The 12,980-nt window shown below is 67.1% G+C and carries 13 protein-coding genes and 1 pseudogene; 9 read left to right on the forward strand and 5 right to left on the reverse strand.

The genetic code is table 11. The features are described 5' to 3' along the window. Window positions 1-115 precede the first annotated feature (115 nt). Window positions 116-2,401, forward strand: coding sequence for a phosphoenolpyruvate synthase (ppsA, locus tag K3G64_RS01365; protein WP_238888415.1), 2,286 nt, complete (start codon window positions 116-118; stop codon window positions 2,399-2,401). Between the two features lie 27 nt (window positions 2,402-2,428). Here ppsA and K3G64_RS01370 read toward each other — a convergent pair whose 3' ends face one another. After that, window positions 2,429-2,833, reverse strand: a complete 405-nt coding sequence (locus K3G64_RS01370) for a nitroreductase/quinone reductase family protein (RefSeq protein ID WP_238888416.1) — start codon at window positions 2,831-2,833, stop codon at window positions 2,429-2,431. A gap of 200 nt (window positions 2,834-3,033) precedes the next feature. On the opposite strand from K3G64_RS01370, the gene K3G64_RS01375 reads away from it, so the two are divergent. From K3G64_RS01375 to K3G64_RS01405, 6 genes and pseudogenes are all read left to right on the forward strand, one after another. Beyond that, window positions 3,034-3,300, forward strand: coding sequence for a hypothetical protein (locus K3G64_RS01375; protein ID WP_238888417.1), 267 nt, complete (start codon window positions 3,034-3,036; stop codon window positions 3,298-3,300). Continuing rightward, on the forward strand, window positions 3,297-5,084 hold the full coding sequence (gene acsA, locus K3G64_RS01380; protein WP_238888418.1) for an acetate--CoA ligase: 1,788 nt from the start codon (window positions 3,297-3,299) through the stop codon (window positions 5,082-5,084). The genes K3G64_RS01375 and acsA overlap by 4 nt, the downstream gene beginning before the upstream one ends. Next, the gene (gene pdhA / locus K3G64_RS01385; protein ID WP_238888419.1) at window positions 5,081-6,055 is read left to right on the forward strand and encodes a pyruvate dehydrogenase (acetyl-transferring) E1 component subunit alpha; all 975 of its coding nucleotides are present in this window, start codon (window positions 5,081-5,083) and stop codon (window positions 6,053-6,055) included. The genes acsA and pdhA overlap by 4 nt, the downstream gene beginning before the upstream one ends. Beyond that, the gene (locus K3G64_RS01390; protein ID WP_238888420.1) at window positions 6,052-7,026 is read left to right on the forward strand and encodes an alpha-ketoacid dehydrogenase subunit beta; all 975 of its coding nucleotides are present in this window, start codon (window positions 6,052-6,054) and stop codon (window positions 7,024-7,026) included. Before pdhA ends, K3G64_RS01390 begins: the two co-directional genes overlap by 4 nt. Then, window positions 7,026-8,244, forward strand: a pseudogene (locus K3G64_RS01400) (dihydrolipoamide acetyltransferase family protein). The gene K3G64_RS01390 and the pseudogene K3G64_RS01400 overlap by 1 nt, the downstream one beginning before the upstream one ends. A 3-nt stretch (window positions 8,245-8,247) precedes the next feature. After that, window positions 8,248-8,505: an acyl carrier protein gene (locus tag K3G64_RS01405; protein WP_238888422.1), complete on the forward strand. Its 258-nt coding sequence runs from the start codon at window positions 8,248-8,250 to the stop codon at window positions 8,503-8,505. A gap of 78 nt (window positions 8,506-8,583) precedes the next feature. On the opposite strand, the gene K3G64_RS01410 is transcribed toward K3G64_RS01405, so the two are convergent. From K3G64_RS01410 to K3G64_RS01425, 4 genes are read right to left on the reverse strand one after another with little or no spacing between them, the layout of a single operon-like run. Continuing rightward, window positions 8,584-8,979 carry a DUF302 domain-containing protein gene (locus K3G64_RS01410; RefSeq protein ID WP_238888423.1) on the reverse strand — a complete coding sequence of 132 codons (396 nt, stop codon included), beginning with the start codon at window positions 8,977-8,979 and terminating at the stop codon, window positions 8,584-8,586. Window positions 8,980-9,001: 22 nt separating this feature from the next. Next, window positions 9,002-9,271, reverse strand: coding sequence for a metal-sensitive transcriptional regulator (locus K3G64_RS01415; RefSeq protein WP_238888424.1), 270 nt, complete (start codon window positions 9,269-9,271; stop codon window positions 9,002-9,004). Window positions 9,272-9,323: 52 nt separating this feature from the next. Then, window positions 9,324-10,199 carry a sulfite exporter TauE/SafE family protein gene (locus K3G64_RS01420; protein ID WP_238888425.1) on the reverse strand — a complete coding sequence of 292 codons (876 nt, stop codon included), beginning with the start codon at window positions 10,197-10,199 and terminating at the stop codon, window positions 9,324-9,326. After that, window positions 10,196-10,804 carry a rhodanese-like domain-containing protein gene (locus K3G64_RS01425; RefSeq protein WP_238888426.1) on the reverse strand — a complete coding sequence of 203 codons (609 nt, stop codon included), beginning with the start codon at window positions 10,802-10,804 and terminating at the stop codon, window positions 10,196-10,198. The genes K3G64_RS01420 and K3G64_RS01425 overlap by 4 nt, the downstream gene beginning before the upstream one ends. Before the next feature lie 167 nt (window positions 10,805-10,971). Here K3G64_RS01425 and K3G64_RS01430 point away from each other — a divergent pair, with 167 nt between their 5' ends. After that, on the forward strand, window positions 10,972-12,354 hold the full coding sequence (locus tag K3G64_RS01430) for an MBL fold metallo-hydrolase (protein ID WP_238951036.1): 1,383 nt from the start codon (window positions 10,972-10,974) through the stop codon (window positions 12,352-12,354). Between the two features lie 34 nt (window positions 12,355-12,388). Beyond that, a complete protein-coding gene (gene trxA / locus K3G64_RS01435; RefSeq protein ID WP_238951038.1) occupies window positions 12,389-12,763 on the forward strand; it encodes a thioredoxin in 375 nt (124 codons plus the stop codon). The last annotated feature ends 217 nt before the right edge of the window (window positions 12,764-12,980 follow it).

The following is a 12,980-nucleotide window of genomic DNA, read 5'->3' on the forward strand; positions in this document are numbered from 1 at the left end:
GATCCGCAGTGACGCCGCAGAGACTTTGTGCCCTATCCGCCGATGACCTTCAGCACGCCGGATGTGGCCCTCGGACGCTAACGCCGGCGGAGGGCGCTGCGCGAGGGTGGGCGTCATGAACCTTGACGGCTACGTCCGCGACATCTCGACCCTGCGAATCACCGACGCCGAGGAGGCCGGCGGCAAGGGCGCGAACATGGGTGAACTGGTGGCCGCGCAGTTGCCGGTCCCACCCGGCTTCGTGCTGCTGCGCGACTGCTACCGCGACTCGATGCGCGCCGCCGGTGTCGATGCCGAACTCGCGTCGCTGCACCGTGATGCGGTGACCAACGCCGCCGACACCACAGGGCTGTCCGAGGCCTGCGAGCGGATGCAGGGTCTAGTACAGAAGGCGGGGGTCTCCGACACGGTCCGCGAGCGAATCCTCGACTTCTACCACCGGCTGGGGCGCGACGCCGTGGTGGCTGTCCGGTCCTCGGCGACCGGTGAGGACGGTCGGGACGCCTCCTTCGCCGGAATGAACGCGACGTTCACGAACATCAGCGGCGACGAGTCGCTCGTCGACGCGGTGCTGCGATGCTGGATGTCGTTGTTCAGCCCGCGCGTCGTCAGCTATCGGGCAAGCCGGGACTTCACCGCCGATCCCGCGATGGCGGTCGTCGTCCAACGGATGATCAACTCCGATAAGGCGGGCGTGGCATTCACCGCGGACCCGAGCAACGGCGCCGAGGACCGCGTGGTCGTCGAGGGCGCGTTCGGTCTGGGCGAGGTGGTGGTGTCGGGCGAGGTCGAGCCCGACACCTACATCATCGCCAAGGACAGCCTCGCGGTGCTCGATGTGCGCATCGGCCACAAGGCTTTCAAGATCGTGCGCGGCCCCGACGGTGACGACACGGTGGTCGACCTCGACGACGCACAGGCCGATGCGCGGGTGCTCGACGAGCGCGAGCTACGCAGCATCGCCGAGCTGGCCGTCGCCACCGAGCGACACAACGGCTGCCCGCAGGACACCGAATGGGCGATCGAGGACGGTCGCGCGTATCTGGTGCAGGCGCGGCCCATCACCACGTTGAAGCACACCGCGGCGCCGTCGTCGGAAAAGCACGCCGTGCTGGCGCGCGGTCTGGCCGCGGCGCCCGGCACCGCGGTCGGCAAGGTGCGGGTGCTCGACAGTCCCGACGAAGGAAACCGACTGCTCGAGGGCGAGATCCTCGTCGCGCAGATGACCAACCCTGACTGGTTGCCCGCCATCCGACGGGCGGGCGCACTGGTGACCGACACCGGCGGCATGACGTGTCACGCCGCCATCGTCGCCAGGGAACTGGGCGTACCGTGCATCGTTGGAGCCCGCAGCGCCACAACGGATCTGCATGACGGAATCACGGTCACCGTCGACGGGACGCATGGGCGGGTGCTCGCCGGGCGCGTCGCGGACACCCCCGCGGTGACAGTTGCCGACCAGCGCCAACCGGTGGCCGCAGCGGCCGAGGTGACCGGCACGAAGATCTACGTCAACATGGCGATGCCCGACAACGCCGAAGCCGTCGCGGCCCAGGCCGTCGACGGTGTCGGGCTGCTGCGTGCCGAGTTCATGCTCACCGAGGCGCTCAGCGGACGCCATCCGCGCGACCTCATCGCCCGCGGGGAACAGGACACCCTGGTGGAGAAGATGGTTGACTCGGTGGGCCGGATCGCCACCGCATTCGCGCCTCGCCCGGTCGTCTACCGCGCAACGGACTTCCGCAGCAACGAGTTTCGTGGCCTGATCGGAGGAGAGACCTACGAGCCGGTCGAACACAACCCGATGATCGGCTACCGCGGCTGCTACCGCTACGTCAAGGAACCCGATCTGTTCGCCCTCGAACTGCAGGCGCTGGCGCGGGTGCGCGAACAGTCACCGAACCTGCACCTGATGATCCCCTTCGTGCGCACTCGCTGGGAACTCGAGGAGTGTCTGTCACTGGTCGACGCGAGCCCGCTGGGCCGGCAGCGGGGGCTGCACCGCTGGGTGATGGCCGAGGTGCCGTCGGTGGTGCACTGGCTTCCGGAGTACATCGGGATGGGCATCGACGGTGTGTCCATCGGCAGCAACGACCTCACCCAGTTGATGCTCGGCGTAGACCGGGACTCCGACATCTGCGCCGAACTGTTCGACGAGTCCGACCCTGCCGTGCTCGACGCCATCGGGCGAATCGTGGGCACCGCACGGCGATTGGGGATCACCTCGTCGCTGTGTGGGCAGGCGCCTTCGACCAAGCCGGCGTTCGCCGAGCACCTGGTCCGGATGGGCATCACCTCGGTGTCGGTCAACCCCGATGCCGCTCCCGCGGCCCGCCGCACGGTGGCCGCCGCCGAACGGCGACTGATGCTCGAGTCGACACTCGCGGCGCACAACGGCTAGCCCGATCGAGCGGTCGCACCCTAACACTCAGGCAGCGGAACTGAGCTTGAGGAACTGCTCGACCCCCAACCGCTCGAAGACCTGCGCGCGCCGGCGCGGCAATTGCGCGGTGACGGCCTGTCGGTCGAGCAGCTGTGGGTCGGCGACGTCGTAGTCGCGGCCCTGGTATGTCACGACCGCCTCGCCGGAAGCCTGCACGTTGCGCAGCCAGTCGACGTGCGTGCCGTACGGCAGGGGGATGATGAATCCATCATCGACTCGGTCGGCCACGACCGGGGTGGCGTAGTGGTACCCGGATCGGCGGCCGACGTGCCGGATCACCGAGGCGTACCAGTGCCTGCGACCGGCCAAGTGCATCATCACCGGATTCAGTAGGTACTTGTTGAACGTACGCACGGTGTTTTTCACCGAGGTCACTGCGCTCGAAGGCATGCCCTGATCGTCCCGTCCGGTGTCCTGCCGGTACAGGGCCCTCCGGAGGCGGCTCGAGGGACCAAAGACATAACCGATGGTCAGCCGTCGTCTCCGTGGCCCGCGGCCGGTAACTGATCTTGGGTGACTTTCGTCTCTACCGCCGTCGAAGCGACAAGCCGACGATGGGTTGCGACGACCGTGATTGAGAGGGAACGCCGATGGCGCCGAGTGACTGGCTCAACCTGACGACCGCGGAACTCGACACCGTCGCGTGGCGGTTTCTGCGCTCCGAGTTCGCCACACCGAGCTACGCCGACTGGTCGCTGGACCGCCGGCTGGATGCCTTCCTCTCGCATCACGGGCCGGCGGACATCCTCGTCGACGGGTCGGCTTACAGCGCACTGCTGGACCGGGTCATGGTGAACATCGGCCCGGCCCGGCGCAACGGCGTCCTGTCATTACCGAACCTCGTGAGGCAGCCATGACGACCATCACCAAGACGGGCGCGGACTGGAAGGTTCCGCCCAACTTCACCGACTACGACCGGACCCGGGCGGACTTCCGCTGGTCGGCGGCGCCCGATCCGTGTGAGGGAATGCCGAACGGCGGGTGCAACATCGCCTATGCGGCGGTCGACCGCCATGCCGACGGGCCTTTGGCGTCGCGAACGGCGTTGCGGTTCGTCTCCGACACCGGCCCCGGCGGTGACCTGGTCAGCCATGATCTCAGTTACGCCGAACTCGGCCGTCGCACCCGCCGGTTCACCAACGTGCTGCGCAGCCTGGGTGTCGGCAAGGGCGACCGCGTCTTCCTGATCATGGGTCGCATTCCGGAGTTGTACGTCGCGATGCTCGGCGCGCTGCGCAACGGCAGCGTGGTATCCCCGCTGTTCTCGGCGTTCGGGCCCGAACCCATCGCCACCCGCGTCACCATCGGTGAGGCCACCGTGCTGGTGACGACGAAGGCCCTCTACAAGCGCAAGATCGCCAAGGTCCGCGACCAGTTGCCGTCGGTGCGTCACATCCTGCTGGTCGACGGATCCGAGACCGAACCCGTGCCCGGCACCCTGAGCCTCGCGCAGCTGATGGCCGAGGCCTCCGAGGACGCCCCGATCGAGCCCACCACCGCTGAGGACCCTTCGCTACTGCATTTCACCAGCGGCACCACCGGCACCCCAAAGGGCGCTCGCCACGTCCACGGCGCGGTGACGATGCACTACCTCACCGGCCTGTACGCCCTGGACCTTCATCGCGATGACATCTATTGGTGCACAGCCGATCCAGGCTGGGTCACCGGCACCTCCTACGGTGTCATCGCACCGCTGCTGCACGGGATTACCTCGATCATCGACGAAGCCGAGTTCGACGCCGAGCGCTGGTACCGCATCCTTGCCGACGAGGGCGTCACGGTGTGGTACACCGCTCCGACGGCCATTCGCATGCTGATCAAGGCCGGCCCGGAAGTCGCAGCGCGGTATCGATTCCCGCAGCTGCGGTTCGTCGCCAGCGTCGGTGAGCCGCTCAACGCCGAGGCGGTCTGGTGGGGGAAGCGGGTGCTCGGGTTGCCGATTCACGACAACTGGTGGCAGACCGAAACGGGCGGCATCATGATCGCCAACACCCCTGCGTTCGACATCAAGCCGGGTTCGATGGGTCGGCCATTGCCTGGGGTCGACGCATCCGTCATCACTCGCGGTGACGACGGCACCGTCTCGGTGATCGAGGAACCCGACGTCGAGGGCGAGCTGGCGCTTAAGCCGGGATGGCCGTCCATGTTCCGCTTGTATCTGAATCAGGACGAGCGCTACCGCAAGTGCTTTGCCAACGGGCTGTATCTGACCGGCGATCTGGCCAAGCGCGACGCCGACGGCTACTTCTGGTTCGTCGGGCGCGCCGACGACGTCATCAAGTCCGCCGGACACCTGATCGGGCCCTTCGAGGTGGAGAATGCGATGACCGACCACCCGGCCGTGGCCGAGGCCGCGGTCATCGGCATGCCGGACCCGACGGTCGGCGAAATGGTCAAGGCGTTCGTCACGCTGAAGGACGGCTTCACCGCCGATGAGGACCTGCGGCTGGAACTCCTGGGCCACGCCCGCAAGCACCTTGGGGCGGCGGTCGCGCCCAAAGAGATCGAATTCGTCGACTCGCTGCCGCACACCCGCAGCGGGAAGATCATGCGGCGCTTGCTCAAGGCCCGCGAACTCGGCCTGCCCGAAGGCGACACGTCCACCGTCGAGGCGCCCCAGCCGCAGCAGGTGCCCTCATGACGAACGCGGAGCTGGCGTGCGCGCTTCTGACCGACATGGTGCGCGTGCGGTTGATGGAGGAGAAGTGCGCTGAGCTGTACAGCGCGGCCAAGATCCGCGGCTTCCTGCACCTCTACGTCGGCGAGGAAGCGGTGGCCGCCGGCTCACTTGAGGTTCTGGAACCCGAGGATGCGGTGGTGGCCACCTACCGCGACCATGCGCACGCCCTGCTGCGCGGGGTGCCGATGACCAAGATCATGGCCGAGATGTTCGGCAAGCAGGAGGGTTGCTCACGAGGGCGCGGCGGTTCGATGCACCTGTTCGACGCGGACGTCCGGTTCTACGGCGGCAACGCGATCGTCGCCGGCGGGCTGCCGCTGGCGGTGGGTCTGGCGCTGGCCGATAAGCAGTTGGGCCGCAATCGGGTCACCGCCTGCTATTTCGGCGAGGGCGCTGTCGCCGAGGGAGCGTTCCATGAATCGCTCAATCTCGCCGAACTGTGGCAGTTACCGGTGCTGTTCTGTTGCGAGAACAACTTCTACGCGATGGGGACGGCGATCGCGGTGGAGCAGTCGCAGACCGACATGACCGCGAAGGCGGCGTCATATCGGATACCGGCGCTGGCGGTGGACGGGATGGACGTGCTCGCCTGCCACGCCGCCGCTGCGGAGGGGGCCTATCACGTGCGAAGCGGCGCCGGGCCGTTCTTTCTGGAGTTCCGTACGTATCGATTCCGGCCGCACTCGATGTTCGACCCCGAGTTGTACCGCGGCAAGGACGAGGTCGAGCACTGGAAGGAGCGGGATCCGGTCCGCACCTTCACCGAAAGATGCTTGAACGAAGGCACGTTGAGCTCCGATGAGGTCGCGGCCATCCGCGCGTCAGCCGACGAAGAGCTGATCGACGCGGTCGCCTACGCGGAAGCCGGAACGTGGGAGGACGTGGCCGACCTGACCCGCGACGTGATGACACCTGCGGGGGCTCGGCCATGAAGACGGCATACCGCACGGCGGTTCACGATGCGATCCGCGATGCGATGCTCGCCGATTCGCGGGTGTTGCTCATGGGCGAGGACGTCGGCGCTTACGGCGGCACCTATGCCGCGTCGAAAGGCCTGCTCGAAGAGTTCGGGCCCGACCGTATCCGCGACACACCGCTCTCCGAGCTGGGCTTCGTCGGGGTGGGAATCGGCGCCGCGCTGAACGGATTGCGACCGATCGTCGAGGTGATGACCGTCAACTTCAGCCTGCTGTCCCTGGATCAGATCGTCAACACCGCTGCGGCGTTGCGCCACATGTCCGGAGGACAGTTCTCGGTGCCGCTGGTGGTGCGGATGGCCACCGGGGCCGGACGCCAACTAGCGGCCCAGCATTCGCACAGCCTCGAGGGTTGGTACGCCCACATTCCCGGCATCAAGGTCGTGGCGCCGGCCACCGTCGCCGACGCCTATGGCATGTTGCCCACCGCGCTGGCCGACCCGGACCCCGTGGTCATCTTCGAGCACGTACAGCTGTACAACACCTCCACGGACATCGACACGCTGGTGCCGACCGACATCGAAAGAGCCGCGGTGCGCCGTGAGGGCAAGGACGTCACGGTGATCGCGTACGGCGGCAACGTGCCCAAGGCGCTCGACGCCGCGAATCAGCTGGCGTTGGGCGGAATCGACTGTGAGGTGATCGATCTGCGGGTGCTTCGCCCGCTCGACGACGACACCATCATGGCCTCGGTGCGTAAGAACCACCGCGTGGTCGTGGTCGACGAAGCCTGGCACACCGGCAGCTTCGCCGGCGAGATCAGCGCGCGGATCGTGGAGAACGCGTTCTACGACTTGGACGCGCCGATAGCGCGAGTGTGCTCCGAGGAGGTGCCCATTCCCTATGCCAAGCACCTCGAGGAGGCGGCCCTACCGCAGCCCGAGAAGATCGTGACCGCCGTGCAAGGCCTGTTCGGGGAGGGCTGATGATCGAGTTCAAGATGCCGGCGCTGGGCGCCGACATGGACGAGGGCAAGCTCGACGAGTGGCTGGTCAAACCCGGAGACGCGGTGACTCGGGGGCAGATCGTGGCCGTGGTGGAGACCACAAAGGCCGCCGTCGAGGTGGAGTGCTGGCAGGAGGGCACGATCACCGAACTCCTGGTGCCGGTCGGCATGACCGTTCAGGTGGGAACTCCGTTGGCGCGCCTGGCGGAACCGGGCGAGGCCGCCGTCCCCGCACCCACGACACCGGAGCCCGAAACGGTCTCAGCGGTCGCGGAAGTCCCACCCGTCGCGGCCGCCGCACCCCCCCGCCGCACCCGTGCATCACCGGCGTTGGGTCTCCCCCGCCGCCCGCCGCCTCGCTCAATCCGTGGGCGTCGACGTCGAGGCGGTGACCGGCACGGGGCCGCAGGGCGCGGTCACCCTCACCGACGTCGAGCATGCCGCGGCGCACGCCAAGACCCTCGAACCACCGAAACCCGCTGCCGCACCGGCACAACAGTTGTCGCCCAAGGAACTGGCAGCCAAGCGCGGAGCGGAGATGCGGCGGTCGATCGCCGCGGCGATGAGCCGGTCGAAACGCGAGATCCCGCACTACTATCTGGCTCACGAGGTGGTGCTCGACAACGCGCTGAACTGGTTGGCCGAACGCAACGCCCAGCGCTCCATCACCGAGCGTGTCCTTCCTGCGGTCCTGCAGATCAAGGCCGTCGCGCTGGCCGCCCAGCGGTTCGGCGAGTTCAACGGGTTCTGGCGCAACGACACCTTCGAACCGGTCGAGAGGGTGCACGTCGGCGTCGCCATCTCCCTGCGGGGCGGTGGCCTGGTGGCTCCGGCCCTTCACGACGTCGCCGACAAGAAACTCGACGAGTTGATGGGTGATCTCACCGATCTGGTCGCCCGTGCCCGGGCGTTCTCGCTGCGCAGTTCGGAGATGTCGGATCCGACCATCACGGTCACGAACCTGGGCGACCAGGGTGTCGGCTCGGTGTTCGGTGTGATCTATCCGCAGCAGGTAGCGCTGGTGGGGTTCGGCACACCGGCGCAACGTGTCTGCGCCGTCGACGGCGGTATCCGGATCGCCACCACCGTGCAGGCGACGCTGGCCGCCGATCACCGCGCCAGTGACGGACACCGCGGCGCGCTGTTTCTGGCCGCGATCGACGAAGTGCTTTCCCAACCCGATCTATTGGAGAAGTGATTCATGCCCACCACAGAAGATGTCCGCACCACGGTGCTGTCCGAATTGACCAGCATCGCACCGGAAGTCGAAGCCGACGAGATCGAGGACACCGCCCTGCTGCGCGATCAGGTCGACCTCGACTCGATGGATTGGCTGAACTTCCTGCAGCGCATCCACAAACGGTTCAACGTCGACATCCCCGAGAAGGACTACCAGTCGCTACGCACGCTCGATGACGTGGTGCGCTATGTCGAATCCCGGGCGATGCAGAGCAGTTGACGCTTCGCCCTCACCGGTGAACGCGGTGTGAGGTCGGCCGTCCCGCCCGCATCTCGCGTCATACGGCGTCGCGGCCGGTCAACGAAGCGAGTCGATCGCTCTCTGTAGTTTGGCGCCGACTTCTTCGGCCACGGAACGCAGTTCGTCTTCGCCGCTGACGTCGACCAGAATCTGCGGGTCCATGGCCTCCACCAGCACGGTACCGCGCTCTTCGGGGTGGCTGCGCACCACGACGTTGCACGGCAACAGCAAGCCGATCTGTCGGTCCACGCTGATCGCCCGATGCGCCAGGGGCGGATTGCAAGCCCCCAGGATCAGGTAACTTTCCATGTCCTCGCCCAGCTTGGCCTTCAACGTCGACTTGACATCGATCTCGGTGAGCACACCGAAGCCCTGTTCTGCGAGCGCGTCACGCGTGCGCTTCACCGCGTCGTCGAACTCGGTGTGCAGCACTGTCGACAGTGCCATGCCCATGTCGGCCCTCCTCCTGGCGTCCTCACGCGAGCGCGAGGAACAGCTTCTCCAATTCCGATTCGGTCATCGGCTTCTGGCCGTCGGCGGCGTCACCGGTCACGCACTCCCGCAGCCCGGTTGCGACGATCTTGAAGCCGGCACGGTCCAGAGCCCGGGAAACGGCAGCGAGTTGGGTCACGACGTCCTTGCAGTCGCGGCCCTGCTCGATCATCGAAATCACGCCCGCCAGTTGTCCCTGCGCCCGCCGCAGCCGATTCAGCACCGCAGCGATGGCATCCTCGTCACCGACCATGGTGAACTCCTTCCCTCGTGCCCGACAGCTTACCCGCGGGGGTATGTGCCCGTCAGGTCCGCGCAGCCGTGACGCCGATGCGCATGGTGAGACGCCGCAACGGGCAGTGCGCGTATCGGCTGCAGACGAATGTCGCCGAACCGGCGAGCACCGTCATAGACGCCGCCGCGATGCCCAGCGCGGGGTGGGCCTCTTGAGCCAGGATCACCGACGACATGGCCAACACGAACCAGCCGAAGCCCTTCCGCAGCGCGTCCGGGTTCACCCGGGTGGTCAGCCGCGCACCCACCAGTCCGCCGACGAGCGCAGCCGCCGTCACCGCCCCGGCCAGGGCCCAGTTGATCTGCACGCTCGACAAATACCCGGCCAGACCCGCGAACGACTTCATCGCGATGACGACCAGTGAGGTGCCGACGGCCAAGGGCATCGGCAGGCCGCCCAACAGCGCGAGTGCGGGGACCACCAGGAAGCCGCCACCGGCGCCGACCAGTCCGGTCACCAGGCCCACGACCAGCCCTTCGATCACGATCTTGACCACCGGCAGCGGTTTGTCCATCCCGCCAGACTCGACGTTCTTGCGCCCCCGCAGCATCGCCACCGCCGTCGCGATCATGATCACCGCGAAACCGATCAGCAACACCGAGCCCGGGATGAACCGGGCGACCACGCCGCCGCCGTAAGCGCCGGCCATGCCGGCCACGCCGAACACCAGGCCGGTGCGCCACTGGACGTGCCCGGCCCTGGCGTGGGAGACGGCACCGATCGCGCTTGTCACACCCACCACCAATAGGGAGGTGGCGATCGCCTGCTTGGCATCCAACCCGGCGACGTAGGCCAGCAGCGGCACGGTGAGGATCGAACCGCCGCCGCCGAGGAGGCCCAGAGAAACCCCGACCAGTACCGCCAGGGCGACCGTGAGGGCGATCATCGCACCGACTCCGCGCTGGGGCCGGCGGCGGGCGCCTCGACCAGCCGGCCGACGACGGTGCCGATGTCACAGGCCGCGCCGCGGTTGAACGGCAGCCGCGCGAGCAGCATGCCCATCGCGCAGGTGTTCGTCGCGGCTGCGAACACCAGCCCCGCGCCGACGGCGAACGCCACCCACTGCACCCCGGGAACGATGGCGCCGATCAGGACGCTGAGCGCGACGATGCTGCCGGCGACTAGACGCACCTGACGTTCCAGGTCCCAACGGCGGCGGCCCCGGTTCATCGCGAATCCCTTGCCCTCCCAGGCGGTGACTCCGCCCTCGAGGATGTGCACGTTGGTAAGACCGGCGGTGCGCAACGTCTCATCGGCTTGAGTGGCACGCTGACCCGAGCGACAGACGAGCACGACGTCCTGGTCGAGGTGGGCCAGGATCTCCTGACGGTGCTCGCGCAGCAGGTCGAGCGGAACGTTGCAGGCACCGGGGATGTGAGCGGTCTCGAATTCGCCGGGCGTCCGAACGTCCAGCACGCGCGGCGGCGTTTCCGACGCCATCAGCTTCTGCAGCTCAGCGGAGTCGATCATGGCGGGCACTGATGCGGTCATCTCCAGTTCCTTTCCGACTTAATACCCTAGGGGGTATCTACCCACGGGTTACGATACATACCCACAGGGGTATCGGCAAGGTCGGAATAATATACCCCCAGGGGTACTTGACATACCCAGGCGGGTATCTAGCAGAATGAGTGCCCATAACCGAGAAGGAGAAGCCGATGATCCTCGAGCAGTACTACATCGAGTGCCTGTCGCACGCGTCGTATCTGATCGGTGACGAGACAACCGGGCGCGCGATTGTTGTCGATCCACGCCGCGACATCACCGAATACCTCGACGATGCAGCGAGATTCGGGCTGGCCATCGAAGGCGTGATCAACACTCACTTCCACGCCGACTTCGTCTCGGGGCACCTGGAGTTGGTCGAGGCCACCGGAGCGTGGATCGGGTTCGGCAAAGCGGCCGAAACCGACTACCCCATCCGCCGGCTGGCCGACGGTGAGCACATCTCACTCGGCGAGGTCGACCTCGAAATCCTGTCCACCCCCGGCCACACCTGGGAGTCGATCAGCGTGGTGGTGCGGGCGCATCCGGGCGCCGAACCGACGGCGGTGCTGACCGGTGACTCGCTGTTCATCGGCGACGTGGGCCGGCCCGATCTGGTCAACATCGGCGACAGTTCCACCGCCGACCTGGCCCGCGCGATGTATCACTCCGTGCACGACAAGCTGCTCAAGTTGCCCGACGAGGTGACCGTCATGCCGGCTCACGGAGCCGGATCATCCTGCGGCAAGAACCTGTCGAGCGAACTGACCTCCACCATCGGTGAGCAACGACGCACCAACCCGTCGGTGCAGCCGATGAGCGAGGACGCGTTCGTCGAGTTGATCACGCAGGGTCAGCCCGCCGCACCGGCGTATTTCTCGGTCGACGCCGCGATGAACAAGAGCGTTCACCCCTTGCTGGACCAGCGGCGAGAAGTCCCCGCACTGACCGCGGCCCAGGTCCGTCGGCTGCTCGCCGACGGTGTGCGGGTGCTCGACGCCCGCAGCGTCGAGGACTTCGCCGCCGGTCACTTGCGCGGGTCGGTCAACGTGGGCTTCGACGGCAGGTTCGCCGAGACGTCGGGCATGGTCGCCGGTATCGGTGACAAGATCGCGCTGATCGCCTATCCCGGTGAAGAGCAGGAGGCGGCACTGCGGCTCGCCCGCGTCGGGTCGGACAACGCGCTGGGTTATCTCAGTGTGGAGCGCGGCGGGCAGTTCCCCACCGAGCTGGCCGACCTGGTGCGTACGGCGCCGCGGGTTAGCGTGCGGGAACTGGACGGCCTGTTGGCCGAGGATGCCGTCATCCTCGTCGACATCCGCAACCCAGGCGAGGTGGAGCAAGGCAGGATTCCCGGGTCGATCCACATTCCGTTGGCCCAGTTGCGCTCCCGGCTGGATCTGTTGCCGACCGACAGGGCGATCGTCGTGCACTGCGCCGGCGGCTGGCGGTCCAGCGTCGCCGCCTCGCTGTTACGGGCGGAGGGATTCGACGACGTGTCCGACCTGGACGGTGGCTACAACGCCTGGCTCTCGGCCCACGCCGCCGCCAACTGATCGAACAACACTCGAGAGGAGAACCACCGTGACCATGACAATGCACTTGACCAAGAGCAATCTGGCGTCGACTATCGCCGACAACTCGATTGTGCTCGTTGACTTCTGGGCGTCCTGGTGTGGTCCGTGCCGTGCCTTCGCTCCGGTATTCGACCGATCCGCGAAGGCCAACCCGGACATCGTGCACGCCAAGGTCGACACCGAGGCCGAACAGGAACTCGCCGCGGGATTCGGCATCCGCTCGATTCCCACCATCATGGCGTTCCGGGACGGTGTGCTGGTCTTCAACCAGCCGGGCGCCTTGCCACCGGAGGCGCTGGCCGACCTCATCGGGCAAGTCCGGGCACTGGACATGGACAAGGTGCGCGCCGAACTCGACGCGCCCGACACCGGCGTAGCGCGGGCGTGAGGCGGACGCCATGTGTTACCAAGTGAAGTGCCCCGCCTGTGGGAAAACGGGTTGGGCCGGGTGCGGTCAGCATGTCGACGAGGTGATGAAAGACGTTCCGGCAGCGAAGCGGTGCACCTGCCAGGACGGGCGTGAGACCGCCCAGCCTCGCTCGGCCCGTCTCCTCTGACGCCCGGCACGACCGCCGGGTGCACGGGGGCGCCGGGGACCACCGCCG

It is taken from the genome of Mycobacterium sp. IDR2000157661 (assembly GCF_022317005.1).
Classification (GTDB): Bacteria; Actinomycetota; Actinomycetes; order Mycobacteriales; family Mycobacteriaceae; genus Mycobacterium.

Excerpts from the sequence above, each read along its gene's own strand:
- K3G64_RS01375 (WP_238888417.1), top strand. The coding sequence starts at position 3,034 with ATGGCGCCGAGTGACTGGCTCAACCTGACGACCGCGGAACTCGACACC.
- K3G64_RS01405 (WP_238888422.1), top strand. The coding sequence starts at position 8,248 with ATGCCCACCACAGAAGATGTCCGCACCACGGTGCTGTCCGAATTGACC.
- K3G64_RS01420 (WP_238888425.1), bottom strand. The coding sequence starts at position 10,199 with ATGATCGCCCTCACGGTCGCCCTGGCGGTACTGGTCGGGGTTTCTCTG.
- trxA (WP_238951038.1), top strand. The coding sequence starts at position 12,389 with ATGACAATGCACTTGACCAAGAGCAATCTGGCGTCGACTATCGCCGAC.
- K3G64_RS01390 (WP_238888420.1), top strand. The coding sequence starts at position 6,052 with ATGAAGACGGCATACCGCACGGCGGTTCACGATGCGATCCGCGATGCG.
- K3G64_RS01430 (WP_238951036.1), top strand. The coding sequence starts at position 10,972 with ATGATCCTCGAGCAGTACTACATCGAGTGCCTGTCGCACGCGTCGTAT.
- pdhA (WP_238888419.1), top strand. The coding sequence starts at position 5,081 with ATGACGAACGCGGAGCTGGCGTGCGCGCTTCTGACCGACATGGTGCGC.
- K3G64_RS01415 (WP_238888424.1), bottom strand. The coding sequence starts at position 9,271 with ATGGTCGGTGACGAGGATGCCATCGCTGCGGTGCTGAATCGGCTGCGG.
- acsA (WP_238888418.1), top strand. The coding sequence starts at position 3,297 with ATGACGACCATCACCAAGACGGGCGCGGACTGGAAGGTTCCGCCCAAC.
- K3G64_RS01425 (WP_238888426.1), bottom strand. The coding sequence starts at position 10,804 with ATGACCGCATCAGTGCCCGCCATGATCGACTCCGCTGAGCTGCAGAAG.
- K3G64_RS01370 (WP_238888416.1), bottom strand. The coding sequence starts at position 2,833 with ATGCCTTCGAGCGCAGTGACCTCGGTGAAAAACACCGTGCGTACGTTC.
- K3G64_RS01410 (WP_238888423.1), bottom strand. The coding sequence starts at position 8,979 with ATGGGCATGGCACTGTCGACAGTGCTGCACACCGAGTTCGACGACGCG.
- ppsA (WP_238888415.1), top strand. The coding sequence starts at position 116 with ATGAACCTTGACGGCTACGTCCGCGACATCTCGACCCTGCGAATCACC.